The organism is Modestobacter marinus, from assembly GCF_019799945.1.
Classification (GTDB): Bacteria; Actinomycetota; Actinomycetes; order Mycobacteriales; family Geodermatophilaceae; genus Modestobacter; species Modestobacter marinus_B.
Genome location: NZ_JABGCH010000003.1, coordinates 182,097 through 208,304, shown reverse-complemented (window position 1 = coordinate 208,304; position 26,208 = coordinate 182,097). Strand labels below are relative to the sequence as shown.

Annotated in this window: 28 protein-coding genes; 24 read left to right on the top strand and 4 right to left on the bottom strand. The window is 75.4% G+C overall.

The window, feature by feature from the left end; all coding sequences use genetic code 11:
• Positions 1 to 4: 4 nt before the first annotated feature.
• From hisD to hisH, 5 genes are all read left to right on the top strand, one after another.
• On the top strand, positions 5 to 1,312 hold the full coding sequence (hisD, locus tag HK417_RS04535) for a histidinol dehydrogenase (protein WP_222263781.1): 1,308 nt from the start codon (positions 5 to 7) through the stop codon (positions 1,310 to 1,312).
• Positions 1,309 to 2,415 carry a histidinol-phosphate transaminase gene (locus tag HK417_RS04530; RefSeq protein ID WP_222263779.1) on the top strand — a complete coding sequence of 369 codons (1,107 nt, stop codon included), beginning with the start codon at positions 1,309 to 1,311 and terminating at the stop codon, positions 2,413 to 2,415. The genes hisD and HK417_RS04530 overlap by 4 nt, the downstream gene beginning before the upstream one ends.
• Positions 2,416 to 2,419: 4 nt before the next feature.
• Positions 2,420 to 3,016 carry an imidazoleglycerol-phosphate dehydratase HisB gene (hisB, locus tag HK417_RS04525; RefSeq protein ID WP_222263777.1) on the top strand — a complete coding sequence of 199 codons (597 nt, stop codon included), beginning with the start codon at positions 2,420 to 2,422 and terminating at the stop codon, positions 3,014 to 3,016.
• Between the two features lie 6 nt (positions 3,017 to 3,022).
• Positions 3,023 to 3,199 (top strand): hypothetical protein, encoded by a 177-nt coding sequence (locus HK417_RS04520; protein ID WP_222263775.1) that lies wholly within the window; start codon positions 3,023 to 3,025, stop codon positions 3,197 to 3,199.
• A gap of 117 nt (positions 3,200 to 3,316) precedes the next feature.
• Complete coding sequence (hisH, locus tag HK417_RS04515; protein ID WP_222263773.1) at positions 3,317 to 3,955, top strand: imidazole glycerol phosphate synthase subunit HisH; 639 nt, start codon at positions 3,317 to 3,319, stop codon at positions 3,953 to 3,955.
• 13 nt (positions 3,956 to 3,968) lie between these two features.
• Here hisH and HK417_RS04510 read toward each other — a convergent pair whose 3' ends face one another.
• Positions 3,969 to 4,733, bottom strand: coding sequence for an SDR family NAD(P)-dependent oxidoreductase (locus HK417_RS04510; RefSeq protein ID WP_222263771.1), 765 nt, complete (start codon positions 4,731 to 4,733; stop codon positions 3,969 to 3,971).
• A gap of 8 nt (positions 4,734 to 4,741) precedes the next feature.
• A complete protein-coding gene (locus tag HK417_RS04505) occupies positions 4,742 to 5,353 on the bottom strand; it encodes a nitroreductase family protein (protein ID WP_222263769.1) in 612 nt (203 codons plus the stop codon).
• A 60-nt stretch (positions 5,354 to 5,413) separates the two neighbouring features.
• Between HK417_RS04505 and HK417_RS04500 the strand changes: the two genes are divergently transcribed.
• The 6 genes from HK417_RS04500 to HK417_RS04475 all read left to right on the top strand — a co-directional run bounded on the left by HK417_RS04500 (position 5,414) and on the right by HK417_RS04475 (position 11,256).
• Entirely contained in the window at positions 5,414 to 6,334 is a 921-nt protein-coding gene (locus HK417_RS04500) for an SDR family oxidoreductase (RefSeq protein ID WP_222263767.1), read from the top strand.
• Positions 6,335 to 6,355: 21 nt separating this feature from the next.
• Positions 6,356 to 7,093 (top strand): bifunctional 1-(5-phosphoribosyl)-5-((5-phosphoribosylamino)methylideneamino)imidazole-4-carboxamide isomerase/phosphoribosylanthranilate isomerase PriA, encoded by a 738-nt coding sequence (priA, locus tag HK417_RS04495; RefSeq protein WP_222263765.1) that lies wholly within the window; start codon positions 6,356 to 6,358, stop codon positions 7,091 to 7,093.
• On the top strand, positions 7,090 to 7,479 hold the full coding sequence (locus tag HK417_RS04490; RefSeq protein WP_222263763.1) for a RidA family protein: 390 nt from the start codon (positions 7,090 to 7,092) through the stop codon (positions 7,477 to 7,479). The genes priA and HK417_RS04490 overlap by 4 nt, the downstream gene beginning before the upstream one ends.
• Complete coding sequence (gene hisF, locus HK417_RS04485; protein ID WP_222263761.1) at positions 7,476 to 8,270, top strand: imidazole glycerol phosphate synthase subunit HisF; 795 nt, start codon at positions 7,476 to 7,478, stop codon at positions 8,268 to 8,270. Before HK417_RS04490 ends, hisF begins: the two co-directional genes overlap by 4 nt.
• A gap of 13 nt (positions 8,271 to 8,283) precedes the next feature.
• Complete coding sequence (locus HK417_RS04480; RefSeq protein WP_222263759.1) at positions 8,284 to 10,662, top strand: HNH endonuclease signature motif containing protein; 2,379 nt, start codon at positions 8,284 to 8,286, stop codon at positions 10,660 to 10,662.
• 87 nt (positions 10,663 to 10,749) lie between these two features.
• Complete coding sequence (locus HK417_RS04475) at positions 10,750 to 11,256, top strand: cupin domain-containing protein (protein WP_222263757.1); 507 nt, start codon at positions 10,750 to 10,752, stop codon at positions 11,254 to 11,256.
• 13 nt (positions 11,257 to 11,269) lie between these two features.
• On the opposite strand, the gene HK417_RS04470 is transcribed toward HK417_RS04475, so the two are convergent.
• Positions 11,270 to 11,899, bottom strand: a complete 630-nt coding sequence (locus HK417_RS04470; protein WP_222263755.1) for a TIGR03085 family metal-binding protein — start codon at positions 11,897 to 11,899, stop codon at positions 11,270 to 11,272.
• A gap of 118 nt (positions 11,900 to 12,017) precedes the next feature.
• On the opposite strand from HK417_RS04470, the gene HK417_RS04465 reads away from it, so the two are divergent.
• From HK417_RS04465 to HK417_RS04455, 3 genes are read left to right on the top strand one after another with little or no spacing between them, the layout of a single operon-like run.
• Positions 12,018 to 13,823, top strand: a complete 1,806-nt coding sequence (locus HK417_RS04465; protein ID WP_308123366.1) for an ABC transporter ATP-binding protein — start codon at positions 12,018 to 12,020, stop codon at positions 13,821 to 13,823.
• A complete protein-coding gene (locus tag HK417_RS04460) occupies positions 13,820 to 15,634 on the top strand; it encodes an ABC transporter ATP-binding protein (RefSeq protein ID WP_308123365.1) in 1,815 nt (604 codons plus the stop codon). Before HK417_RS04465 ends, HK417_RS04460 begins: the two co-directional genes overlap by 4 nt.
• A gap of 48 nt (positions 15,635 to 15,682) precedes the next feature.
• The gene (locus tag HK417_RS04455) at positions 15,683 to 16,108 is read left to right on the top strand and encodes a hypothetical protein (protein ID WP_222263753.1); all 426 of its coding nucleotides are present in this window, start codon (positions 15,683 to 15,685) and stop codon (positions 16,106 to 16,108) included.
• Positions 16,109 to 16,157: 49 nt separating this feature from the next.
• Here HK417_RS04455 and HK417_RS04450 read toward each other — a convergent pair whose 3' ends face one another.
• Positions 16,158 to 16,583 (bottom strand): cupin domain-containing protein, encoded by a 426-nt coding sequence (locus HK417_RS04450; protein ID WP_222263751.1) that lies wholly within the window; start codon positions 16,581 to 16,583, stop codon positions 16,158 to 16,160.
• An 83-nt stretch (positions 16,584 to 16,666) separates the two neighbouring features.
• On the opposite strand from HK417_RS04450, the gene HK417_RS04445 reads away from it, so the two are divergent.
• The 10 genes from HK417_RS04445 to trpA all read left to right on the top strand — a co-directional run bounded on the left by HK417_RS04445 (position 16,667) and on the right by trpA (position 26,186).
• The gene (locus HK417_RS04445) at positions 16,667 to 17,560 is read left to right on the top strand and encodes a sigma-70 family RNA polymerase sigma factor (protein WP_308123364.1); all 894 of its coding nucleotides are present in this window, start codon (positions 16,667 to 16,669) and stop codon (positions 17,558 to 17,560) included.
• A gap of 60 nt (positions 17,561 to 17,620) precedes the next feature.
• Entirely contained in the window at positions 17,621 to 18,064 is a 444-nt protein-coding gene (locus tag HK417_RS04440; RefSeq protein ID WP_222263749.1) for a hypothetical protein, read from the top strand.
• A gap of 9 nt (positions 18,065 to 18,073) precedes the next feature.
• Positions 18,074 to 19,729, top strand: coding sequence for an FAD-binding dehydrogenase (locus HK417_RS04435; RefSeq protein ID WP_222263747.1), 1,656 nt, complete (start codon positions 18,074 to 18,076; stop codon positions 19,727 to 19,729).
• Positions 19,726 to 20,316, top strand: a complete 591-nt coding sequence (locus HK417_RS04430) for a hypothetical protein (RefSeq protein ID WP_222263745.1) — start codon at positions 19,726 to 19,728, stop codon at positions 20,314 to 20,316. The genes HK417_RS04435 and HK417_RS04430 overlap by 4 nt, the downstream gene beginning before the upstream one ends.
• A gap of 20 nt (positions 20,317 to 20,336) precedes the next feature.
• Positions 20,337 to 20,708, top strand: coding sequence for a phosphoribosyl-AMP cyclohydrolase (gene hisI / locus HK417_RS04425; RefSeq protein ID WP_222263742.1), 372 nt, complete (start codon positions 20,337 to 20,339; stop codon positions 20,706 to 20,708).
• Entirely contained in the window at positions 20,695 to 22,194 is a 1,500-nt protein-coding gene (locus HK417_RS04420; RefSeq protein ID WP_222263740.1) for an anthranilate synthase component I, read from the top strand. Before hisI ends, HK417_RS04420 begins: the two co-directional genes overlap by 14 nt.
• A 158-nt stretch (positions 22,195 to 22,352) precedes the next feature.
• On the top strand, positions 22,353 to 22,967 hold the full coding sequence (locus tag HK417_RS04415; protein WP_222263738.1) for a TIGR02234 family membrane protein: 615 nt from the start codon (positions 22,353 to 22,355) through the stop codon (positions 22,965 to 22,967).
• Between the two features lie 154 nt (positions 22,968 to 23,121).
• Complete coding sequence (trpC, locus tag HK417_RS04410) at positions 23,122 to 23,931, top strand: indole-3-glycerol phosphate synthase TrpC (protein WP_222263736.1); 810 nt, start codon at positions 23,122 to 23,124, stop codon at positions 23,929 to 23,931.
• Between the two features lie 24 nt (positions 23,932 to 23,955).
• A complete protein-coding gene (gene trpB, locus HK417_RS04405; protein WP_222263734.1) occupies positions 23,956 to 25,308 on the top strand; it encodes a tryptophan synthase subunit beta in 1,353 nt (450 codons plus the stop codon).
• Positions 25,305 to 26,186 (top strand): tryptophan synthase subunit alpha, encoded by an 882-nt coding sequence (trpA, locus tag HK417_RS04400; protein WP_222263732.1) that lies wholly within the window; start codon positions 25,305 to 25,307, stop codon positions 26,184 to 26,186. Before trpB ends, trpA begins: the two co-directional genes overlap by 4 nt.
• Positions 26,187 to 26,208 lie beyond the last annotated feature (22 nt).

Genomic DNA, 26,208 nt, shown 5'->3' with positions numbered 1-26,208 from the left:
CCCCGTGCTCGCCCGCATCGACCTGCGTGGGTCCGCTCTGCCCGGACCGGGTGAGCTGGCCCATCTGCTGCCCCGCGCGGCCACCGACATCGACTCGGTGCTGGCCACGGTGCGGCCGATCTGCGAGGACGTCCGGCTGCGCGGCGCGCAGGCCGTCCGCGAGATCACCGCCCGGCTCGACGGCGTCGACCGGGAGGACTTCGCGGTCCCGCAGCCGGCGCTGGACGAGGCGCTGGCCGGGATCGACCCCACGCTGCGCGCGGCGCTGGAGGAGTCGATCGCCCGGGTCCGGAAGGTGCACGCCGACCAGCGGCGCACCGACGTCACCACCGACGTGGTGCCCGGGGGCACGGTGACCGAGCGGTGGGTGCCGGTCCGCCGGGTCGGGCTCTACGTACCCGGGGGCCTGGCGCCGCTGCTGAGCTCGGTGGTCATGAACGTCGTGCCCGCGCAGATCGCCGGCGTGCAGTCGATCGCGGTGGCCACCCCGCCGCAGCGCGACCACGGCGGCCTGCCCGACCCGGGGGTGCTCGCCGCCTGCGCGCTGCTCGGGGTCACCGAGGTGTACGCGGTCGGCGGCGCCCAGGCGATCGCCGTCCTCGGCTACGGCGCCGGCTCCTGCGAGCCGGTCGACCTGGTCACCGGCCCGGGCAACGTCTACACGACCGCGGCGAAGCGGCTGCTGCGCGGGCTGATCGGCATCGACTCCGAGGCCGGCCCCACGGAGGTCGCCGTCCTCGCCGACGACACCGCCGACCCGGTGCACGTCGCGGCCGACCTGATCAGCCAGGCCGAGCACGACCCGCTGGCCGGCGCGGTGCTGGTCACCACCAGCGAGCAGCTGGCCGACGCGGTCGTCGACCGGCTGCCGGGCCAGGTGGCGGCCACCAAGCACAGCGACCGGATCACCACCGCCCTGGGCGGCAGCCAGTCGGGGATCGTCCTGGTCGACGACCTGGACGCCGGGCTGGCCGTGGTCGACGCCTACGCCGCCGAGCACCTGGAGATCCAGACCCGGGACGCCCGGGAGGTGGCGATGCGGGTGCGCAACGCCGGCGCGGTGTTCGTCGGCCCGTGGTCCCCGGTCTCGCTGGGCGACTACGCGGCCGGCTCCAACCACGTGCTGCCCACCGGTGGGTGCGCCCGGCACTCCAGCGGGCTGAGCGTGCAGACCTTCCTGCGCGGCGTCCACGTGGTCGAGTACGACGAGCAGGCGCTCGCGGAGGTCGCCGGGCACATCGACGCCCTCGCGAACGCCGAGGACCTGCCCGCGCACGCGGCCGCCGTCCGGGCCCGGCAGCCGGCCTCGTGACGTCGCTGGACGAGCTCCCGCTGCGGCCGGAGCTGCGCGGTCGCACGCCCTACGGCGCCCCGCAGCTCGCGGTCCGGTACGCGCTCAACACCAACGAGAACCCGCACCCGCTCCCCGAGGCGCTGCTGGCCGACCTGCAGGTGGCGCTCGCCGAGGCCGCCCGCGGTCTCAACCGCTACCCGGACCGGGACGCCACCGCGCTGCGGACCGACCTGGCGACCTACCTGTCGGCCACCGGCGGAACGCCGGTGGGGCCGGCGCAGGTGTGGGCGGCCAACGGCTCCAACGAGGTGCTGCAGCAGATCCTGCAGGCGTTCGGCGGGGCAGGGCGGACGGCGCTGGGCTTCACGCCGTCCTACTCGATGCACCCGATCATCAGCGCGGGCACCGGCACCGGCTGGGTCGACGGCCACCGCCGGGACGACTTCACCATCGCCCCGCAGGCCGCCGTGGCCCAGGTGCGCACGGTGCAGCCCGACGTCACGTTCGTCACCAGCCCCAACAACCCGACTGGCACGGCCGTGGAGCTGGAGACCATCGCGGCGCTGTACGAGGCCTGCCCCGGCGTGCTCGTGGTCGACGAGGCGTACACCGAGTTCGCCCGGACCGGCACGCCGTCGGCGCTGACCCTGCTGCCCGGCCGGCCGCGGCTGCTGGTCAGCCGCACGATGAGCAAGGCCTTCGGCATGGCCGGCCTGCGGCTGGGCTACCTGGCCGCGGACCCCGCGGTCGTCGACGCGCTGCAGCTGGTGCGCCTGCCGTACCACCTCAGCGCGCTCACCCAGGCCGCCGCCCGGGCCGCGCTCGCGCACACCGAGCAGCTGCTGGCCACCGTGGAGGCGGTGAAGACCCAGCGCGACCGGATCGTCGCCGCGCTGCCCGCGATGGGCCTGACCAGCGTCCCCAGCGACGCCAACTTCGTGCTGTTCGGGCACTTCGCCGACTCGGCGGCCGCCTGGCAGGCGCTGCTGGACCGGGACGTCCTCGTGCGTGACGTCGGCCTGACCGGCTGGCTGCGGGTGACCGCCGGCACGACGGAGGAGACCGACGCCTTCCTCACCGCCCTGGGTGAGGTGGCCCCGACCCACCGCCTGGGAGACTGAACCCATGAGCCGCACCGCCCGCGTCGAGCGCACGACCAACGAGACCAAGCTGGTGGTCGAGCTCGACCTCGACGGCACCGGGAAGTCCGACGTCGCCACCGGGGTCGGGTTCTACGACCACATGCTCACCGCGCTGTCCAAGCACAGCGGCATCGACCTGACGGTGCACGCCGAGGGTGACCTGCACATCGACGCGCACCACACCGTCGAGGACGTCGCGATCGCGCTGGGCCACGCCTTCGCCGAGGCGCTGGGCGACAAGCGGGGGATCACCCGCTACGGCGACGCCACGATCCCGATGGACGAGGTGCTCGTGCAGGCGGCGGTCGACCTCTCCGGGCGCCCGTACTTCGTGCACGCCGAGCCCGAGGGCATGACCCCGATGATCGGGCCGGACTACCCGACCAGCCTGACCAAGCACGTGCTGGAGTCCTTCGCGTTCAACGCGCGGATCACCCTGCACGTCCGGGTGCTCTACGCCGGCCGGGACGCCCACCACATCGTCGAGGGCCAGTTCAAGGCCCTGGCCCGGGCGCTGCGTACTGCCGTCGCGCTCGACCCGCGGGTGACCGACGTCCCCTCCACCAAGGGTGCGCTGTAACCGGGGATGAACTTCGGGATCGTGCTCATGGTGCTCGGGGGCTTCCTGCTCGGCGGTGCCTACAGCATCTTCCGGGCCGACCACGACGCGAAGGGCCGCACCGGCGTGCAGGTGACCTTCGCCGTCGTCCTGCTGGCCGCCGCCGTGCTGGCGACGGTGTCCGGCGTCCTGCGGCTCGTGTAGCGCCGGCTCTGCTGGGCCGGCCGCTGGTGGTGGTGGTGCCCGGTCGTGTCGGTGCGCCCGGTGGTCTCGTGGGGAACACAGCGGGGGCTGTTCGGGCTGATGGGTAGCGTGGGAGCCGTGAAGAAGGTCGTCGTGCTGGACTACGGGTCGGGCAACCTGCGCTCGGCCGAGCGGGCGCTGGCCCGCGTGGGTGCGGACGTCACGGTGACCGCCGACCCGCACGAGGCGATGGAAGCCGACGGCCTCGTCGTCCCCGGCGTGGGCGCCTTCGCCGCCTGCATGGACGGGCTGCGCGCGGTCGACGGCCCGAAGGTGATCGGCCGCCGGCTGGCCGGGGGCCGGCCGGTGCTGGGCATCTGCGTGGGTATGCAGATCCTGTTCGAGCGCGGCGTGGAGCACGGCCAGGACGCCGAGGGCTGCGGGGAGTGGCCCGGTGTGGTGGAGCCGCTGCAGGCGCCGGTCCTGCCGCACATGGGCTGGAACACCGTCGAGTCCCCGGAGGGGTCGACGCTGTTCGCCGGCCTGGAGGGCCAGCGGTTCTACTTCGTGCACTCCTACGGGGTGCGGGAGTTCCCACTCGCCCGGCCGGGGGTGACCGGACGGCTCACGCCGCCGGCGGTCACCTGGGCCGAGCACGGCGACCGGTTCGTCGCCGGGGTCGAGAACGGGCCGCTGTCGGCGACCCAGTTCCACCCGGAGAAGAGCGGCGACGCCGGCGCCCAGCTGCTGACGAACTGGCTCGGCACGCTGGACTAGGCGGGGCTCTCGTTCAGCTGCGCAGGTAGCTGGCGCCGTTCACGTCGATGATCGTGCCGGTGGAGAACCGGGCGCCGGGCGAGGCCAGCCAGAGGACGGCGGAGGCCACCTCCTCCGGGCGGGCCACCCGGCCGTAGGGCGACTGCGCCCGGACCGCGTCGCCGGAGGGCCCGTCGAGGACCTCCCGCGCCATCTCCGTCTGCACGAAACCGGGCGCGACGCTGCCGACGGTGATCCCCTGCGGGGCGAGCGCCTGCGCCATCGACTGGCCGAAGGCGTTCAGCCCGGCCTTGGCGGCGCCGTACGCCGGGGTGTTGGGCTCTCCGCGGAAGGCGCCCCGGCTCGTGACGTTGACGACAGCGCCGCCACCGGCCGCGACCAGGTGCGGCACGGCCCGGAAGGTGGCGTGCATCGCGCCCACCAGGTTGACCGCGAGCGTGCGGGACACGAGCTCCTGCCAGTCCTCCCACGACGTGGTCAGCGGCGGGTGGGCGGTGAAGACGCCGGCGTTGTTGACCAGCACCTGCAGCCCGCCGAGCGCGGCCGCGGCGTCGTCGACCATGCGGCCCACCGCCTCGGCGTCGGCCATGTCCGCCTGGACGACGACGTGCCCGTCGCCCGCGAGCTCGGCGACCACCCGCTCGGCAGCCTCCGCGGAGCGGCCGTGGTGGACGGCGACCCGGTCACCCTGGGCGGCGAAGGCGTGCGCGATGGCGCGGCCGATGCCGCGGGAGGCACCGGTCACCAGGACGGCGCGGGACTCGGTCTGCTCGGTCACGGCGGGAGTCAACCAGTCACGCCCCAGGCGCCGCGGTGGACCACCTCGTCCACCCCGCGCCGGCCGCGCCGCAGCGAGGGTGACCGCCGGTCCTCGCTGCCGGCGTAGCCGACCGAGACGCAGCCGACGGGCCGGTACCGGGCAGGGACGCCGAACGCCTCGCGGACCGCCGGGGTGCGTTCCGGGGGCACGCCGAAGAAGCAGGCGCCCAGCCCCTCGTCGACCGCGGTCAGCAGCATGAGCAGGGCCGCCATGCCGGCGTCGACGTCCCAGTACGGCACCGGCCAGCGGGCCTCGTCGCGGTCGGTCCAGCCCTTGTCCGGCTCGGCGTAGCGGTCGAGGTAGGCGTCCTTGTTGCTGAGCGGGAGCACCAGCAGCGGAGCCCGGCGCATGCGGGTGAGCCAGCCGTCGGGGGTGCCGTCGTCGGTGGTCGCCGTCCAGAAGCGGTCCCGTTCCTCCGCCGTCTCCAGGACGAGGAACGCCCAGCCCTGGCTGAAGCCGGCCGACGGGGCGCGGATCGCGTGCTCGAGCAGCCGCTCGCGCACCTCGGGCGGAACCGGCCGGTCGGGGTCGTAGTCGCGCACCATGCGCCGCTTGCGGACGACGTCCCGGAACTCCATGTGCCCACCCTGCCCGAGGAGTCCGACAGGATCGTCGGAGGCGAGGAGGAAGGTGCGGTCATGGCGAGCCCACCCGATCTGAGCGGCACCGTCGCGCTGGTGGCCGGGGCCACCCGGGGGGCCGGGCGGGGGATCGCCGTCGCCCTCGGCGAGGCGGGCGCCACCGTCTGGTGCACCGGCCGGAGCACCCGGGCGCGGCAGGCCGCGCACGGCCGGCCGGAGACGATCGAGGAGACGGCCGAGCTGGTCACCGCGGCGGGCGGGCGGGGCGTCGCCGTCGTGGCCGACCACGAGGTCCCCGCGGAGGTCGCCGACCTGGTCGCCCGGATCGACGCCGAGTCCGGCCGTCTCGACGTGCTGGTCAACGACATCTGGGGCGGCGAGGGCAGGTACCAGTGGAACCTGCCGCTCTGGGAGCAGGACCTGGCGCAGGGGCTGCAGCTGGTGCGGCAGGCGGTCGAGACCCACCTGATCACCAGCGCCCATGCGCTGCCGCTGCTGGTGCGCCGGCCGGGTGGGCTCGTCGTCGAGGTTACCGACGGGACGGCGGACTACAACGCCGACCACTACCGGGTCTCGATCTTCTACGACCTGGCCAAGGTCGCGGTGACCCGGCTGGGGTACTCGCAAGCCGAGGAGCTCCGCCCGTTCGGCTGCACCGCCGTCGCGCTGACCCCGGGGTGGATGCGCTCGGAGGGGATGCTCGAGCACTACGGCGTCACCGAGGAGAACTGGCGCGACGGGACGGCGGTGGCCGAGCACTTCTGCATCTCCGAGACCCCGCGCTACGTCGGCCGGGCAGTGGCCGCGCTCGCCGCCGACCCCGAGCGGGACCGCTGGTCCGGCCGGTCGCTGTCCTCCGGGCAGCTCGCCGGCGTCTACGGCTTCACCGACGTCGACGGCAGCCGGCCGGACTGCTGGCGCTACCTCGCGGAGGTGGTCGACGCGGGCCGACCCGCCGGTGACGAGGGCTACAGATGACCAGTCCCTAGGCTTGGGCCCGTGCCGAAGCTGCAGCTGCTCCCCGCCGTCGACGTCGCCGACGGCCTCGCCGTCCGTCTCGTGCAGGGGGAGGCCGGCAGCGAGACCTCCTACGGGGATCCGCTCGAGGCCGCCCTGCAGTGGCAGCGCGACGGGGCGGAGTGGGTGCACCTGGTCGACCTCGACGCGGCGTTCGGCCGCGGCTCCAACCGGGAGCTGCTGGCGCGGGTCGTCGGGGAGCTCGACGTCGACGTGGAGCTCTCCGGGGGCATCCGGGACGACGCGACGCTGGCCGCCGCGCTGGACACCGGCTGCCGGCGGGTGAACCTCGGCACCGCGGCGCTGGAGTCGCCGGAGTGGTGTGCCCGGGCCATCGCCGAGCACGGCGACCGGATCGCCGTGGGGCTCGACGTGCGGGGCACCCGGCTGGCCGCCCGCGGCTGGACCCGCGAGGGCGGCGAGCTGTACGAGACGCTGGCGCGCCTGGACGCGGAGGGCTGTGCCCGCTACGTGGTCACCGACATCACCAAGGACGGCACGCTGCGCGGCCCCAACCTGGAGCTGCTGCGGGAGGTGTGCGCCGCGACCCCGCGGCCGGTCGTCGCCTCGGGCGGGGTGAGTTCCCTCGACGACATCCGGGCGCTTGCCGGGTTGAGCGCGATCGGTGTCGAGGGCGCGATCGTCGGGAAGGCGCTGTACGCGGGCGCGTTCACGCTGCCGCAGGCGCTCGCGGTCACCGAGGAGGTCGCGGCGGGATGAGCGCCCAGCGCATCGGTTCCGGTGCTCCCTGGGAGGACGTCGTCGGCTACAGCCGGGTCGTCGTCCACGGGGACAACGCCTGGGTGAGCGGGACGACGGCGACCGTGGACGGCGCCGTGGTTCACCCGGGCGACGCCGCGGAGCAGACCCGGGTCGCGCTCACCGGCGTCCGGCGGGCCCTGGAGGAGGCCGGGTTCGCCCTCGGCGACGTCGTCCGCACCCGCATGTACGTGACCGACATCGGTCGGTGGGAGGAGGTCGGCCGCGTGCACGGCGAGTTCTTCGGCGGGGTGCGGCCGGCGACGGCGATGGTGCAGGTCGCCGCGCTGATCGACCCGGCGATGCTGGTCGAGGTCGAGGCGGACGCCGTGCGGGGTGCGGCATGAGCCTCGCGGTCCGCGTGATCCCGTGCCTGGACGTCGACGCCGGGCGGGTGGTGAAAGGCGTCAACTTCGTCGACCTGGTCGACGCCGGTGACCCGGTGGAGATGGCCCGGGTCTACGACGCCGAGGGCGCCGACGAGCTGACCTTCCTCGACATCACCGCGAGCTCCGGCAACCGGGAGACCACCTACGACGTCGTCCGGCGGACGGCCGAGAGCGTCTTCATCCCGCTGACCGTGGGCGGTGGGGTGCGCAGCGTCGAGGACGTCGACCGCCTGCTGCGCGCCGGGGCGGACAAGGTCGCGGTGAACACCGCCGCGGTCGCGCGCCCGGAGCTGATCGCCGAGATCGCCGACCGGTTCGGCAACCAGGTGCTCGTGCTGTCGCTGGACGCGCGCCGGGTGCGGGACGGCGCGGTCACCGACTCGGGCTTCGAGATCACCACCCACGGCGGGCGGCGGGGGACCGGGCGGGACGCCGTCGAGTGGGTCGTGCAGGCCGCCGCGCTCGGGGTGGGCGAGGTGCTGCTCAACTCGATGGACGCCGACGGCACCCGCGCCGGGTTCGACACCGAGCTGATCCGCGCGGTGCGCCGCGAGGTCACCGTGCCGTTGATCGCCAGTGGGGGAGCGGGCGCGGTCGAGCACTTCCCCCCGGCGGTCGAGGCGGGGGCGGACGCGGTGCTGGCGGCCAGCGTCTTCCACTTCGGCCAGCTGCGGGTGGGGGACGTGAAGCAGGCGCTGTCGGCCGCAGGCGTGCCCGTGCGGCAGGCAACCGACCACCCGCTGCGCTGAGCCGCCCGTCGGGTTGCGAGAGCGGTGCTCTGGCTCCACCGGTCCCGCCGCGCTCGCCACCGCCGGCGTCCTGTTCGCGCTGTACCCGGCGGTCCGGCCGTGGGGGGACGCGACGGCCGCCGGCTCGGCCGCCGCCTTCGCGTCGCCGTCCTCGGTGGTCGCGCACCTGGCGGCCGTGGCCGGGTTCGTCCTGCTCTCGCTCGGGCTGCTGTCGGTGCGCGCGGCGGTCGCCGGCGGTCCGGGCGCGCGGGCCGCCGGGGCCGCGGTCGTGGTCGTGGTCGTGGTCACCTGGATCGGGACGGGCCTGACACTGCCGTACTACGGCGCCAAAACCTTCGCCCTGCACGCCCTCGGTCAGCGGGTCATCAGCACCGGCGACGACAGTCTGCTCGGGCTGGTGGAGGAGATCCGGATGGGTCCGACCCAGCTCACCACGTTCGGGATCGGGCTCGTGCTGCTCGGCGTCGGGGCCGTGCTCGGGGCGCTCGGGTGCCCTGTCTCGCTGGTCGGCGGTCCCGGTGGCGGTCGGCATGGCGCTGTACCTGCCACAGTTCTTCGCGTCGCCTTCGCTGCGGGTGGCGCACGGGCTCCTGGTGGGCGCCGACTGCCTGGCTGTGGTGGCGGCACCGCGCCCGCCGCCGCTGACGCGCTTGTCCACAGGGACCATCTCCGCTGGTCAGCGGGCGGTCCACACGATACGATCGAACACATGTTCGAAGCAGTGGTGCAGCTGTTCGTGGGCCGGGAGTCGGCCCTCGAGGAGTGGCTGCGCGCAGCGGTCGACGAGCTGGTGTACGAGCTGGCGGACGACTACGAGACGCACGGGTCCCCATCCGACGTCGTCGGGGAGGTCGTCCCGGGCGCCGCCCGGCTGGCGGAGCAGATCGAGGCGGGGGCTGATCACCTCGCCCTCGCCCGGGAGGCGCACCGGGTGCTGGCCGGGGCGGCAGCCGACCAGGCGTCGGCGCTCGCCGCCTTCGCCCGCTCCCGTCCCGCCTCGCTGGACCGGCCCGACTCCGAGATCGGCGCGGCCGCGGCCTCGACCCGGGCGGCTCGTCCGGCCGCGCTCACCCCGGTGAGCGAGTGGGCGGTCGACGAGGTCGCCGTGGCCCTGCAGGTGTCCGGCGCGGCCGCGACCGACCTGCTGGTCGAGTCGATCACTCTCGACGAGCGCCTGCCAGGGACGCTGCGCGCCCTCCGCGAGGGTCGGATCAGCTGGGCCCATGCCCGGGTGATGACCAAGGTCGTCTCACCGCTGGCGGACGACGTCCGCGGCGAGGCGGAGGATCGGTTGCTCGCGCGGGTTGCCGGGAAGACGCCGGCGCAGCTGCGCGCCGCAGCGCAGCGCTTGGTGCAGCGGCTCGACGCCGAGTCCGTCGCGCGGCGGGTCCGGCAGGCGATCCGGGAGCGCCGAGTCGTCGTGTACGCGGGGGACGACGGGATGGCGACGTTGTCCGCGGTGCTGCCCGCGCCGGTGGCCCGGGCCATGCGGGACGCCCTCGAGCAGTACGCCGACGCCGCCGCGGTCGAGGGTGACGAGCGGACCAGGGCCCAGCGGATGGTCGACTGCCTGGTCGACCTCGTGCTCCGGCCGGGCGAGCACGGACTGCCACCGGTCCAGGCGCGGCTGACCATCGTGGCCGCGGTCGAGACGCTGCTCGGTGGCAGTGGGCCCGGCGAGGTCGACGGCGATCTGGTGCCGGCTGAGATGGTCCGGCAGCTGGCGATCGCGCTGGGGCTCCTGCCGCGGCCCGAGCCGACGGTCGTGGAGGACGGGGAGTCGGGTCCGCAGCCGGCGGTCGCCGAAGACCAGGAGTCAGGGCAGCAGCCGTCGGCCCGGCCGCTGCCCGACGGCCGGGACGCGCTGGCCGATCTGCTGCGGATCAACCGCATCTCCGGCACCGCACTCGCCGAGCGCCCGCACGTCGCGCTCGTCGACGAGCTCAACGGTCAGCTGCTCGCCCTCGCCGACGCGACGTCGCTGCGCCGCGGCAGCGCCCTGGGTCCCCCCGGGGCTTCGCCGCGTTACCGCCCCGGCGAGGAGCTCGACCGCTTCGTCCGGCTCCGCGATCGGCGCTGCCGGTTCCCCGGCTGCCGGGCGCGCCCGAGGCGCTGCGACCTCGACCACACCGTCCCGTGGCCGTGGGGACCGACCAGCCACGACAACCTCTGCTGTCTGTGCCGGCACCACCACCGGCTGAGCCACCAGGCGCCGGGCTGGCGGCTGCGCGCAACGGCCGACGGCGGCCTGGAGTGGACGACGCCCACCGGCCAGGTGGCCACCACCCACCCGCCCCGGTTCGGCGCCGACGACGACCTGCCGCCGGCGCCGCCCGGTGCGGACGACGGCCCGCCGCCGGCGCCGTCCGCCTACGACCCGCCGCCGTTCTGACCGAGGCCTTTCCCCGCCGGGCCGGGAAGGACCGACGCCACCCCCCAGCAGTAGCCTGCGCGCACTCCTCGCGATCCCGGAGAGACCATGGACGACCGGTTGGCTGGCGGGTCGGCGCCGCGCGTCCTCAGGGCGGCCGACGGTGAGGTCCTCGGCGATCCCGGTGGGGTCCGGGACCGGTTCATGATCGACGGTCGGGATGCGGGCGGCCGGTTCGCGCTCGTCCAGCACCTGTTCGCCCCGCGGGCGCTGGCCGCTGCCCTGCACCGGCACCACCTCGAGGACGAGTACACCGTCGTCCTGTCCGGCCGCATCGGTGCGGTCCTCGGGGACGTCGAGCTGGTCGCCGAGCCCGGGGACCTCGTGTTCAAACCGAGGAACCAGTGGCACACGTTCTGGAACGCCGGCGATGAGCCGGCCGCGGTGCTCGAGCTCATCTCACCGGCCGGGCTGGAGCAGTTCTTCCGCTGGCTGGGTGGCCTTCCCGCGCCACCGACGGCCGAGGAGCTGGCGGAGATGGCGGCTCCCTACCAGTGCGACGCCGATCCCGCCGGCACGCAGGCCCTCATCGAGCGGCACGGGCTCACGTTCTGACCCCGACGCCGCGCTACTCGACGGTGAGGTCGACGCAGGCGACGTCCTGCCGGCCGCTGATCCAGAGCAGGATCTCCAGCGGTGCGCCGACGACAGTCGTGGTGGGCGTGCCCTTCTTCAGTCGCCGCTCGCTGCCCTCCGCGCCGTCGGGGACGTCGCTCCGCCGCACCAGCAGGCCGCCCTCGGGCTTCGCGGCGTCCTTTCCGCGGGACAGGTACCGGACCGCGGTCCACAGCTGGTCCTGCACCGACGGGGGCAGGTCCCGCGGCGACCACCCGGGCTGCGCGCGGCGCGCGTCCTCGTGGTGGATCACCAGCTCGACGGTGTTCAGCAGCCGGTCCAGCACCGGCCACGCGGTGAACAGCCACGCCGGCGGCCCGGAGCGCACCTCGGCCACCAGGGTCGGGTAGTCCCGGCTGCCGCGGGCGCGTCGGTGCACCCGCTCCGTCCACTTGCCCAGCGGACCGCCCAGCGCGAACCCGGGCATCGCGTCCGGCCGCCGGTCCCGCACGACGAGGTGGGCCGCGAGGTCCCTGGTCGTCCACCCCTCGCAGCAGGTCGGCGCGTCGGGCCCGAGCTCGGCGAGCAGATTGGCCAGCGCGGCCCGCTCCGACTGGGAGACCGGGACGGTGGAGGTGGGCATCCACCGAGGCTATGCCAGCCCCGGACCCGGCGAGCGCGCACGGGACCGCAATTCCGTTAGGCCAGGTAACGAGCGCGGGTAGGCTCGCGCCACCGCCCGCTCCCGACAGGAGGACCCTGTGCCGCGACGCTCCGACGCCGTGGTCCGGCGCGGCCTCCGCCACGTCGGCCGGGCCATCGCCGAGCAACCGGGCATCTTCGCCCTCGCCCTCCTCGGCAGCAGCCTGTACGGCGGCATGACCGTGGCCAGCGCCTACGTCGTCGGCGGCGTCACCGACCGGGTGATCCTCCCCGCCTTCGCCGAGGGCGCCACCACCGCCGCCGCGCTCACCCTGGCCGCGGCGGTCATTCTCGCCGTGGCCGTCCTCAAGATTGTCGGGATCCTGGGGCGGCGGCTGTTCGCCGGCATCATGAGCTTCCGGCTGCAGGCCGACTACCGCCGCCGGGTGACCGGCCAGTACCTGCGGCTCCCGCTGTCCTGGCACCAACGCCACCCCACCGGCCAGCTGCTGTCCAACGCGAACTCCGACGTCGAGTCCGCCTGGTTCTTCGTCTCCCCGCTGCCCTTCGCCTGCGGGGCCGTGGTGATGATCGGCATGACCGTGGTCGCCCTGCTGCTCACCGACCCGCTGCTCGCCGTCGTCGGCTTCGTCGTGTTCCCGCTGGTCTTCGTGGTCAACGCCGTCTACAGCCGCGCCATGTCGCCGCGGATGGCCCGCGCCCAGCAGCTGCGCGCCGAGGTCAGCGAGATCGCGCACGAGAGCTTCGACGCCGCCCTGGTGGTCAAGACCCTGGGCAGGGAGGCCGACGAGACCGAGCGCTTCTCCGCGCGCGCCACCGAGCTGCGCGACGGCCTCATCGCCGTCGGGCGCCTCCGCGGCCTGTTCGACCCGCTCATGGAGGCGCTGCCGAACCTCGGCACCCTCGCCGTCCTCCTGGTCGGCGCGGAGCGCGTCGTCGCCGGCACCACCGCCGCCGGCGACCTCGTGTCCATCGCCTACCTGTTCACCCTGCTGGCACTGCCCATCCGCGCCATCGGCTGGGTGCTCGCCGACCTGCCCCGCGCCCTCGCCGGGTTCGACCGGGTCACCCCGGTGCTCGAGGCGACCGGCCGGACCCCGCACGGCACGGACCCCGCCCCCCGCGGGCAGCGCGGCGCCGCGCTCGGGCTCCGGGACGTCGGGTTCGGCTACGACGGCGTGACCACGCCGACCCTGCACGGCGTCACGTTCGACGTCGCCGCCGGGCGCACCCTCGCCGTCGTCGGCCCGACCGGCGCCGGGAAGTCCACCCTCGCCGGTCTGCTGGTCCGGCTGGTCGACCCCCGGACCGGCGAGGTGCTGCTGGACGGCGTCGACCTGCGCACCCTGCGCGAGGGCGAGGTCAGCAGCGAGGTCGCCTTCGTGGCCCAGTCGACGTTCCTCTTCGACGACACCGTCCGTGACAACGTCACCCTCGGCGCCCCCTACGACGACGAGCAGGTGCACGAGGCGCTGCGCATCGCCGCGGCCGAGGACTTCGTCGCCCGCCTGCCCGAGGGCCTCGACACCCGCGTCGGCGAGCGCGGGGCGAGCCTCTCGGGCGGCCAGCGGCAGCGCCTGGCCCTCGCGCGCGCCGTCGTCCGGCGTCCCCGGCTGCTCGTCCTCGACGACGCGACCAGCGCCGTCGACCCGGCGGTCGAGGCTCGCATCCTGGACGCGCTCCGCACCGCCGACCGACCGGTCACCGTCGTGGTCGTCGCCTACCGGCAGGCCACCATCGAACTCGCGGACGAGGTGGTGTGGCTGGAGGGCGGCCGGCTGGTCGACCGCGGCAGCCACGCCGAGCTGCTGGCCCGCGTCCCCGGCTACGCGGAGCTGGTCCGCGCCTACCAGCCGCCCGAGGCCGACGCGCCGGACCGGCAGCCCGCGGAGGCCCGGGCGTGAGCCGCGCCGAGGAGCCGCTGCTCGCCGCCGACCGCAGGCCCGAGGGCGCGTTGGCCACCCTGCGCCGCGGGCTGCGGATGATGCCGGAGTTCCGCTCCGGCCTCCCGGTGACCTTCCTGCTCGCGCTTCTCGCCACCGCCGGCCGGGTGGTGGTGCCGGTCGCCGTCCAGCAGACCCTCGACCGCGGGCTCGCCGGGCCGGACGGGCCGGACCTCCCGCTCGTCCGCGAGCTCGTGCTCGGCTCCGCGCTGGTCGTGGTCCTCACCGGCGTCGCGGTCCACCGGATGAACGTGCGGCTGTTCCGCACCACCGAGACCGCGCTCGCCGGGCTGCGGGTGCGGGCCTTCCGGCACGTGCACGACCTGTCGGTGCTGCACCAGCAGGGCCAGCGCCGCGGCTCGCTCGTCAGCCGGGTCACCAGCGACGTCGACCAGCTCTCGGTCTTCATGCAGTGGGGCGGCGTGCTGGGGCTGATCAGCCTCGGCCAGCTCGTCGTCGCCACGGTGGTCATGGCGGTCTACTCCTGGCAGCTGACGCTCCTCGTGCTCGTCTGCTTCCTCCCGCTCGGGGTGGCGGTCCGCTTCTTCGCCCGCCGGCTCGCGCACGCCTACGGGGTCGTCCGCGAGCGGGTCGGCGACGTGCTGGCCGCGGTCGGGGAGTCCGTCGTCGGCGCGCCGACCGTGCGGGCCTACGGCGTCCGCGCCCGGACGGCGGCCCGCATCGACCGCGCCATCGACCGGCACTACCGCGCCTCGGTCGACGCCCAGAAGGTCACCGCCGGCGTCTACGTCAGCGGGGAGTTCGTCGCCGCGATCGCCAACGCCGCTGTGGTGGTGGTCGGTGTGCTGCTCGGCGTCGGCGGGCAGATCAGCGCCGGCACCCTGGTCGCCTTCCTGTTCCTGGTCACCCTCTTCGTCGCGCCGGTGCAGACCGCCAGCGAGGTGCTCAACGAGGCGCAGAACGCGATCGCCGGGTTCCGCCGCGTCCTCGACGTGCTCGACACCGAACCCGACGTCCGCGACCCCTCGGACGGCCGCACCCTACCGCCCGGCCCGCTCGACGTCCGCTTCGAGCACGTCGGGTTCAGCTACGTCCCCGGCGGCAGGAAGGCGCTCGACGACGTCGACCTCACCATCCCGGCCCGCACCCGGATCGCGATCGTCGGGGAGACCGGCTCCGGCAAGACGACGTTCGCCAAGCTGGTCACCCGGCTGATGGACCCCACAGGGGGCCGTGTCCTGGTGGGCGGCGTCCCGCTGGCCGAGGTGGCCTTCGCCTCGCTGCGGGAGCGGGTCGTGATGGTGCCGCAGGACGGCTTCCTGTTCGACGCCTCGGTGGCCGACAACGTCCGCTACGGCCGTCCCGGGCTGACCGACGCGCAGGTCGTCGCGGCCTTCGCGGAGCTGGGGCTGGAGGCGTGGGTCGAGGGCCTGCCCGCCGGTGTGGCCACCTCGGTGGGCCAGCGCGGCGAGTCGCTGTCGGCGGGGGAGCGGCAGCTGGTCGCGGTGGCCCGCGCCTACGTCGCCGATCCGGACCTGCTGGTCCTCGACGAGGCCACCAGCGCCGTGGACCCGGCCACCGAGAGGCGGCTGACCCACGCGCTGGACACCCTCACCGACGGGCGGACCACGCTCACCATCGCCCACCGCCTGTCCACGGCCGAGCGCGCCGACGAGGTGCTCGTCGTCGACGCCGGCCGCGTCGTCCAGCGCGGCCCGCACGCCGTCCTGGTCGACGCGCCCGGCCCGTACGCGCGGCTGCACGCCTCCTGGCGGCGCAGCTCCGGGCGGCAGCCGGACCCGGTCGGCTGACGGCGCGTCGAGAGCCCGCCCGCGCCGGGCGGCCCTAGCGTGCCCGGCGTGTCCGCCCCCAGTGCCCCCGTCCGTCGCCGCCCTCCGTGGCCGGCGCTGCTGGCCGTGCCGCTCGCCGTCCTCAGCGCGCTGGCCGTCGCCTTCTTCGGGGTGATCGCCCTGGCCTTCTCCAACGGCCAGCTGGACGACGGCGCCTGGCTGTTCGTCGCGCTGCCGGCGGTGCTCGCGCTGTGGCTGCTGGTCGGCGTGCTCCTGCTGCTGCTCGGCCGGTCGTGGCTGGCGCTCTTCCTGCCGGCCGCCGGGCTCGCGCTGGTGGTCGTCTGGGGCATCCTCGACGGCACGCTCGGCGACGGCACCGGCAGCACCCTGGTCGCCGTCTGGGTCCTGCCCGGGCTGACCGCGCTGTTCACCGTGCTGCCCGGCGTCCGCCGCTGGACAGCAGCCCGCAGGCTCGCCCGGCAGTCCCGGGACTGAGGCCGCGTCCGCCGCCACCGGCCGCCTCCCGCGCGGCACCCCGGGCACGTCACGCGAGGCGGTCGACGACCTCCTGGAGGATGGGCGGACCGAGGGGGACCACGTCCGGGACCGGCTGCAGCGCCCACGGCGGCGGCTCGGTGCCGCTCGCTCGCGCGGCTGTCCGGGCGAAGTGGCGCTCGAAGCCGGCCGGCGTGCACACGAGCAGGTATCGCGCGGGGGTGTCCCCGCGGTTGGCGAGTGCATGCGCGACGCCGCGGGGAGCGACGGCCAGTTGTCCCGGGGCGCGGGCCAGGAGCCCGTCGCCGACGCGGAAGACGAGCTCGCCCTCCACCACGTAGAAGGTCTCGTCGAAGTCGTGCCTGTGCAGCGGCGGGCCCGCGCTACCCGCCGGGACCACGATCTCGACGACGGACAGGTGGCCGCTGCTGTCCTCACCACGCAGGAGGACGCGGCTGCTGAAGTCGGGGGGCATCGGGTTCCTCTCGAACTGGCTGTCACATCGCCGCGGACGGCGCCGTCACCACACTGACGGTGCGCGACGGGAGGATGTGACCGGTGAGCGAGGACGCGGCCCGAGCGCAGCTGCTGCTGCTGGCCCAGCAGTTCGAGGTGCACCGCCCGCACCTGCGGGCGGTCGCGCACCGGATGCTCGGTTCCCCGGACGAGGCCGACGACGCCGTCCAGGAGGCATGGCTGCGTCTGCAGCGCTCCGGGTCCGCCGGGGTGGAGAACCTCGGCGGCTGGCTCACCACGGTCGTCGGCCGGGTCTGCCTCGACGTGCTGCGTCGCCGCGGCGTGCGGCGCGAGGAGCCGCTGGAGCTGCACCCGTCGGACCCCGCGGGCGGGGCGGAGCCGGAAGGCGAAGCGGTGCTGGCCGATTCCCTCGGCCTGGCACTCCTCGCCGTGCTCGACACGCTGACCCCGCCGGAGCGGCTCGCCTTCGTGCTGCACGACCTCTTCGCCGTCCCGTTCGACGACATCGCGGCGGTGCTCGACCGCAGCCCGGTCGCGGCGCGCCAGTTGGCGAGCCGCGCCCGGCACCGGGTGCACGGCGCGGCTCCGGACGCCACCCGCCCGGCGGACGCCGCGCGCAGCCGGGAGGTGGTGCACGCATTCCTCGCCGCCGCGCGCGGGGGCGACTTCGCGCGGCTGCTGGCCGTGCTCGACCCGGAGGTCGTGCTCCGCGCGGACGCCGCGGTCCCGGAGCTCGGTGGGCTCGAGCGGCTCCGGGGCGACGCGGCGGTCGCTCGCGCCTTCCTCGGAAAGGCGCAGGCCGCGCGCGCTGCGCTGCTCGACGGGGCCGCCGGCGCCGTGTTCGCGCCGGATGGGCGGTTGCGCGGGGCGCTGGAGTTCGTCGTCCCGGGCGACCGGATCACGGCCGTCGACGTGATCTCCGATCCGGTCGTCCTCGACGCCCTCGACGTCGTCCTGCTCGAGGCTGAGGGATGACAGCGAGCGTGCAGCCAGCTCCCCAGCCGGCGTCCGGGGTCGCGACCTACCCTCCCGGGCATGCCGTCGCCGACGCGTGCCCGCCCGCTCGCCGCCCCGTTCGCCGCCGTCGTCGCCCTGCTGGTGGCCGTCGAGGTCGGCTACTTCGGGTGGCTGCTCTGGGACGCCGACCGCGGCTGGGGCTGGTACCTGCTGCTCCCCGCCGCGCTGCTGGCAGGAGCGGTGCTCGCCGCCGGGATGGTGTGGCGCGGGACCGGCTGGGGTTCCGCGGTGCTCGCCTGGGCCTGCGCGCTGCCACTGCTCGGGCTGCTGGGGCTGGGGTCGCTGTTCGCCGTGCTCGGCACCGGGACGGCGGCCGGGGTCGCGGTGCTGCTGGCGGTCGCCCCGCTCACCGGTCTGGTGCTCAGCCGGCAGCGGGCGGTCCGGGAGTGGACCCGGCCCCGCCGCCCGACCCGCGCGGGGCCGCTGGCCCGGCTGCGCGGCGCGGCGCGGCGCGCCCGCTAGCGTCCGGGCGTGGGCATCGACGCGGACGTGATCGTGGTGGGCGCGGGGCTGGCCGGACTGGTCGCCACCGCCGAGCTCGCCGACGCCGGCCGGACGGTGCTGCTCCTGGAGCAGGAGCCGGCCGCCTCCCTCGGTGGTCAGGCGCACTGGTCCTTCGGCGGCCTGTTCCTCGTCGACACCCCCGAGCAGCGACGGCTGCGGGTCCGTGACTCGCTCGAGCTCGCCCGGCAGGACTGGTTCGGCACCGCCGGCTTCGACCGCGCGGAGGACCACTGGCCGGGGCGGTGGGCCGAGGCCTACCTGCAGTTCGCCGCGGGGGAGAAGCGTGCGTGGCTGCACGCCCAGGGCGTCCGGTTCTTCCCGGTGGTCGGGTGGGCCGAGCGCGGCGGCTACACCGCCACCGGCCACGGCAACTCGGTGCCGCGCTTCCACGTCACCTGGGGCACCGGCCCGGGCGTGGTCGCGCCCTTTGCCCGGCGGGTCGCCGACGCCGCGGCCCGGGGGCTGGTCGACGTCCGGTACCGGCACCGGGTCGACGGGCTGGTCGTCACCGACGGCGTCGTGACCGGCGTGCGCGGCGCGGTCCTGGAGCCGAGCGACGCCGAGCGGGGGATGGCGAGCTCCCGGGTCGAGGCCGGCGAGTTCGAGCTGTCGGCACAGGCCGTCGTCGTCACTTCCGGCGGCATCGGCGGCAACCCCGACCTGGTGCGCGCCAACTGGCCCGCGCGGCTCGGCCCGGTCCCGAAGCGGCTGCTCTCCGGCGTCCCCGCGCACGTCGACGGCCGGATGCTGGAGATCACCCGGGACGCCGGCGGCAACGTGATCAACCCCGACCGGATGTGGCACTACACCGAGGGCATCGCCAACCACAGCCCCGTGTGGGACCGGCACGGCATCCGGATCCTGCCCGGGCCCAGCTCGCTGTGGCTGGACGCCACCGGCACCCGGCTGCCCGTGCCGCTGTTCCCCGGCTTCGACACCCTCGGCACGCTGGCCCACATCGGCACGACCGGGTACGAGCACACCTGGTTCCTGCTCACCCGGAAGATCGTGGAGAAGGAGTTCACCCTCTCCGGGTCCGAGCAGAACCCCGACCTCATCGGCAAGGACGTCCGGCTCCTGCTCACCCGGGTGCGCAGCGGCGCGGCCGCCCCGGTGCAGGCCTTCCTCGACCGCGGGGAGGACTTCGTCGTCGCCCGGACGCTGCCCGAACTGGTCGCCGGGATGAACCGGCTCACCGGGGACGCCCCGCACCTGGACCTGGCGACCGTCGAGCGGGACGTCGTGGCCCGCGACCGGGAGATCGCCAACCCGTTCACCAAGGACCTGCAGCTCACCGCCATCCGCCAGGCCCGCACCTTCCTCGGCGACAGGCTGATCCGGGTGGCCCGGCCGCACCGGCTGCTGGACCCCGAGGCCGGGCCGCTCATCGCCGTCCGGCTCAACCTGCTCACCCGCAAGACCCTCGGCGGCCTGGAGACCGACCTCGACGCCCGGGTGCTGCGCCCCGGCGGTGCCCAGGTGCCCGGCCTGTACGCCGCCGGGGAGGTCGCCGGGTTCGGCGGCGGGGGCATGCACGGCTACCGGTCGCTGGAGGGCACCTTCCTCGGCGGCTGCCTGTTCTCCGGCCGGACGGCCGGCCGCGCGCTGGCGGCCGCGTTGTGAGCGGCCCGGACTGGGACGCGGTGCCGCCGTACAGCGGACCGCCGCGGTGGCAGCCACCGCCGCCGCAGCAGTGGCCCCCGCCGCCCTGGCCGCCGGCGTCCGGCTGGCCGCCGGGATCCGGCTGGCCGGCGCCGGGGTGGGTGCGGCCGCCCCGCCGCCCCGGCGTGGTGATCACGGCAGCGGTGCTGGCCTTCGTCTCCGCCGGCTTCGTCGCGCTGGGCACCGTCTACGCGATGGTGTTCAGCGCCCTGCTGGCCGTGGTCGACGGCCCGGCGGCCGGGCTGGGGCCCTGGATCGCGCTGGTGCAGCTCGCCGTCGTCGGGGCGCTGGTGACCGCGGGCGTGCAGGAGCTGCGCGGCCGGCCCCGCTGGCTCCGGGGCGCCGCCGCCGCGCAGGTGGCGCTGTCGATCTACTGGGCCGTCGTCCTCGGTGACGTGACCGCGGTGCCGGTGTCCGACGCGGCGCTGTCGGTGCCGGTGGTCTTCGCGGCCCTGGCACTCGCGGCCGGTGGCTGCACCGTCTTGCCTGAGGCGCGGGCCTGGGCAGCGCGGGCCCCGGGACGCCGGGGGATGACCGGCGCGGTCTGACCGGGTGGGACGATCGCGGCATGTCCGCCCCCGCCCCCGACACCGCGCTCGACCCCGCGGTCGCCGTCCTCCTGCGCCGCGACCCGGCCGGGCTGGTCGCCGCCGTCGTCCAGCAGCACGACACCGGTGAGGTGCTGATGGTCGCCTGGATGGACGACGAGGCGCTGCACCGCACACTCACCACCGGCCGGGCCACCTACTGGTCGCGCAGCCGGCGGGAGTACTGGGTGAAGGGCGAGACGTCCGGCCACCGGCAGTGGGTGCGCGACGTCCGGCTGGACTGCGACGGGGACGCGCTGCTGCTGCTCGTCGACCAGGAGGGCCCGGCCTGCCACACCGGCGAGCGCAGCTGCTTCCACCGCGACCTGGAGGTCAGCCGTGCGGCTCGGTGACACCACGCCCTCCCGCGCGGAGTTCGCCGAGCGGACCGCGCCGGTCGTCCCGGTCACCCGGCGGCTGCTCGCCGACAGCGAGACCGCCGTCGGGATCTACCGCAAGCTCGCCGGCGGCCGCCCCGGCACGGTGCTGCTGGAGTCGGCCGAGCAGGGCAAGCAGTGGTCGCGGTACAGCTTCGTCGGCGTCCGCAGCGCCGGCGTGCTCACCGAGCGGGACGGGACGGCGCAGTGGCTCGGGGACCCGCTGCCCGGGCTCACCGACGACCTGCCCGCCGATCCGCTGGCCGCCGTCCGCACCCTGGCCCGGCGTCTGCGCTCCCCGCGGACGCCCGGCCTGCCCCCGCTGACCGGCGGGCTGGTCGGGTACCTGGGCTACGACGTCGTCCGGCGGCTCGAGCGGCTGCCGCAGACCGCCACCGACGACCTCGGCATGCCCGAGCTCTCGCTGATGCTGGTCACCGACCTCGCGGTCCTGGACCACACCGACGGCACGGTGCTGCTCATCGCCAACGTGGTGGGCGGCTCGGCCGACGCCTACGACGACGCGGTCACCCGGCTGGACGCGATGGCGGCGGACCTGACCAAGGCGGTGCCGCCGGGCGTGGCCATGCTCGCCACCGCCGACGCGCCGCCGGTCGCCAGCAACATGGCCCTGGGCGTGTACGAGGCCGGGGTGGAGCGGATCCGCGAGCACATCCGCGCCGGCGACGTGTTCCAGACGGTGCTCAGCCAGCGGTTCGAGCTGGACACCGACGTCGACGCGCTGGACCTCTACCGGGTGCTGCGGGCCACCAACCCCTCGCCGTACATGTACCTGCTGCGCTTCGCCGGACGGGAGTCGCCGTTCGACGTCGTCGGCTCCTCGCCGGAGGCGCTGGTCACCGTGACCGGGTCCCGGGCGGTCGTGCACCCGCCGGCCGGCACCCGCCCGCGCGGGGCCACCCCGGAGGAGGACGTCCGCCTCACCGAGGAGCTGCTGGCCGACCCGAAGGAACGGGCCGAGCACGTGATGCTGGTCGACCTCGCCCGCAACGACCTGGGCCGGGTCAGCGTGCCGGGCACCGTCGAGGTCGCGGACTTCATGCGGGTCGAGCGGTACAGCCACGTCATGCACCTGGTCTCCACCGTGGCGGGGCAGGTCGACCCCGACCGGGACGCGCTGGACGTCTTCGACGCCACCTTCCCGGCGGGCACCGTCTCCGGCGCGCCCAAGCCGCGCGCGATGGAGGTCATCGAGTCGCTGGAGCCTACTCGGCGGGCGCTGTACGCCGGCACGGTCGGCTACGTCGACGCCAGCGGCGACATGGACATGGCGATCGCCATCCGCACCGCGGTGCTGCACGCCGGCCGGGCGTACGTCCAGGCGGGCGCGGGGATCGTCGCCGACAGCGTGCCGGCCACCGAGGAGGCCGAGACCCGGCACAAGGCCCGGGCGGTGCTGTCGGCGATCGCGACGGCGGAGGGCCTGCGGGAGCTCCGGTGAGCGGACAGGGGCGTGAGCATCGCAGCGAGGAACGAGCGAGGAGCGGAGCGCCCGGCGGGAGCGAACCAGTCGACAGGGTGGGCGGACAGGGGCGTGAGCATCGCAGCGAGGAACGAGCGAGGAGCGGAGCGCCCCGCGGGAGCGAACCAGTCGACAGGGTGAGCGGGCAGGGCCGCGAGCTGACGCTCGCCGTCCTCGGCTGCGCGGTGGCCGGGGGGCTGGCGCTGTCCTCGTCGTCCCAGCCGTGGGCCGAGGTCACCGTGGAGCGCCAGCCCCCGTTGCCGCCCACGGCGGAGACGCTGACCGGGGCGACGGCGGCGCCGCTGGTGACCGCCTGCGGGCTGCTGCTGCTCGCCGCCGCGGTGGCGGTGATCGCCGTCCGCGGCGCCGGCCGGCTCGTCGTCGGGCTCCTCGTCGCCGCGGCCGGCGGGACGTTGGCCTGGTCGGGGCTGCGCGGCGTCACCGGCTCGCTGGGCGTGGCGGCCGCCGACCTCGGCGCCGGGGTCGGGCTCGGGTCCGCCGAGGTGCTCAGCGACCCGGTGCGGACGTGGCCCGCCGTCGCCCTGGTGGCGGGGGTGGTCGCGGTGCTGGCCGCGGTCCTGGTGGTGCTGCGCGGCCGCGCCTGGCCGGGCATGGGACGCCGGTACGAGCGGACGGCGGCGGCGCCCGGAGCCGCTCCGGCGGCTGCCGCGACCACCCGGCCGCAGACCGACGAGGACCGCCACCAGGCCGCCTGGAAGGCGCTGGACCGGGGCGAGGACCCGACAGAGTGAGGAGGCCGGGGGCCTTCTTCTACACCGGGGCTGCCCCGGCACGTCACCCGGCCCCCGGGCAGGGGAGGGGACCGGCCTCACTACAGTGAACTCACGGGTCCAGGTGGTGGGCAGTCGCCGCGTGGCACATCCTGAGGGGTTTCCGAGGAGGGTCATGAGCGTCCTCGACGACATCGTCGCCGGCGTCCGCGAGGACGTCGAGGCGCGGCAGGCCGCCAACCCGCTGGCCGAGGTCCAGGCGAGAGCCCGCGACGCGCGCCCGGCGCTCGACGCGCTGGCCGCCCTGCGGGCACCGGGGGTCGGTGTGATCGCCGAGGTCAAGCGCCGCAGCCCGAGCAAGGGCGCGCTGGCCGAGATCAGCGACCCGGCCGCGCTCGCCGCCCAGTACGCCGCCGGCGGTGCCCGGGTGATCAGCGTGCTCACCGAGGGGCGCCGGTTCGGTGGCTCCCACGCCGACCTCGCCGCGGTCCGGGCGGCGGTCGGCGTCCCGGTGCTCAACAAGGACTTCGTGGTCAGCAGCTACCAGGTGCACGAGGCCCGGGCGCACGGCGCGGACCTCGTCCTCCTCATCGTCGCCGCCCTCGACCAGCCGGTGCTCACCGGACTGCTCGAGCGGGTCGAGTCCCTCGGGATGACCGCCCTGGTCGAGGTGCACAGCGAGGCCGAGGCCGACCGGGCGCTGGCCGCCGGGGCCTCGGTCATCGGGGTGAACGCCCGCGACCTGACCACGCTGACGGTCGACCGGTCCACCTTCGAGCGGATCGCCCCGGGGCTGCCCAGCGAGGTGGTCAAGGTCGCCGAGTCCGGCGTCCGCGGCCCGCACGACCTGATCAGCTATGCCGGCGCCGGCGCCGACGCCGTGCTCGTCGGCGAGGGCCTGGTGACCGCCGGCGACCCCCGCCAGGCGGTGGCCGACCTGGTCACGGCCGGATCCCATCCGGCCACCCCGCGCACCACCCGCTGACCCGCGCGCGGGACACTGGAGGGCGTGACCCTCTCCGCGCACCCTCCGGCCCCTGACGTCCCCGACGCCACGGCGCGCCCGGAGTGGCCGGACGCGACCGGGCACTTCGGTCCCTACGGCGGCCGGTTCGTCCCCGAGGCGCTGATCGCCGCGCTCGACGACCTCACCGAGGCCTACGCGGCGATGCGCGTGGACCCGCTGTTCCTCGAGGAGTTCGCCGCGCTGCAGCGGGACTACACCGGACGGCCCAGCCCGATCACCGAGGTGCCGAGGTTCGCCGAGCACTGCGGCGGCGCCCGGGTGATCCTCAAGCGCGAGGACCTCAACCACACCGGCTCCCACAAGATCAACAACGTGCTCGGCCAGGCGCTGCTCACCCGGCGGATCGGCAAGACGCGGGTGATCGCCGAGACCGGCGCCGGTCAGCACGGCGTGGCGACGGCGACCGCCGCGGCCCTGATGGGCCTGTCCTGCACCGTCTACATGGGCGAGGAGGACACCCGGCGCCAGGCGCTCAACGTCGCGCGCATGCGGCTGCTCGGGGCCGAGGTGATCCCGGTGACCACCGGGTCGCGCACCCTCAAGGACGCGATCAACGAGGCGTTCCGGGACTGGGTCACCAACGTCGAGACGACGAACTACGTCTTCGGCACCGTCGCCGGCCCGCACCCGTTCCCGGAGATGGTCCGCGACTTCCAGCGGGTCATCGGCGACGAGGCCCGCGCCCAGCTGCTGGAGCGCGAGGGCGCGCTGCCCGACGTCGTCCTGGCGTGCGTCGGCGGCGGGTCGAACGCGATCGGGATCTTCACCGCCTTCGTGCCCGACGACGGCGTCCGGCTGATCGGCCTGGAGGCCGGTGGGGACGGCGTGGAGACCGGCCGGCACGCCTCCTCGATCACCGGGGGCGACCCCGGGGTGCTGCACGGCGCGCGGTCCTACCTGCTGCAGGACGAGAACGGCCAGACCATCGAGTCGCACTCGATCTCCGCCGGCCTGGACTACCCGGGCGTGGGCCCCGAGCACGCGTACCTGCACGACATCGGCCGGGCCGAGTACCGCCCGGTCACCGACACGCAGGCGATGGAGGCCTTCGCGCTGCTGTGCCGCACCGAGGGCATCATCCCGGCCATCGAGTCCGCGCACGCCCTGGCCGGCGCCATGCAGGTCGGGCGGGAGCTCGGGCCGGACGCGGTGCTGCTGGTGAACCTCTCCGGCCGCGGCGACAAGGACGTGGAGACCGCGTCCCGGTGGTTCGGGCTTGGCGACCACGCGGAGGTCGACCCCGGCCCCGGCCTGGACACCGACCAGCAACCCACCGAGGGCGCGGTCAGCAACGACGAGGCCGTCGCCGGCCAGGACGCGGGGGAGCAGGCGTGAGCAAGACCGAGGACGACGGGCGAGTGAGCATCGCAGCGAGCGCCAGCGAGCCAGGAGCGGAGCGAGTCCGGAGTCGAGGCAGTCTGCTGGCCACCCGTATCACCGCTGCCCGCGCGGAGGGCCGGTCGGCGCTGATCGCCTACCTGCCGGTCGGCTACCCCGACGTCCCGGGCTCGATCGAGGCCATGGTCGCCGCGGTCGAGGGCGGCGCCGACGTCGTCGAGATCGGGATGCCGTACTCCGACCCGGGCATGGACGGGCCGGTCATCCAGCAGGCGGTCGACGTCGCCGTGCGGGCCGGGGTCGGCATGCGCGACGTGTTCCGCGCCGTCTCGGCGGTGGCGGAGTCCGGCGCCGTCCCCGTGGTGATGAGCTACTGGAACCCCATCGAGCGCTACGGGGTCGACCGGTTCGCCGACGACCTGGCCGCCGCCAGGGGAGCCGGGGCGATCACGCCCGACCTCATCCCCGACGAGGCCGCCCCGTGGATCGCGGCCACCGACCGCACCGGGCTGGACCGGGTGTTCCTGGTCGCCCCGTCGTCGACCGACGCCCGGCTGGCCGCCACCGCCGCCGCGTGCCGCGGGTTCGTCTACGCCGCCTCCACGATGGGCGTCACCGGGACCCGGGCGACCGTGGGCCACGCCGCCGAGCGGCTGGTGGCGCGCACCCGCGAGGTCGCCGAGGTGCCGGTGTGCGTGGGCCTGGGCGTCTCCGACGGGGACCAGGCCGCCGAGGTGGCCGCCTTCGCCGACGGCGTCATCGTCGGGTCGGCCTACGTCCGGGAGCTGCTGGAGGGCCGCGGGCCGGCCGGCGTGCGGGCGTTGTCGGAAGACCTCGCCGAGGGCGTGCGCCGCCGTCCGGTGGTGCCTGCGTGAGCGGACAGGGGCGTGAGCATCG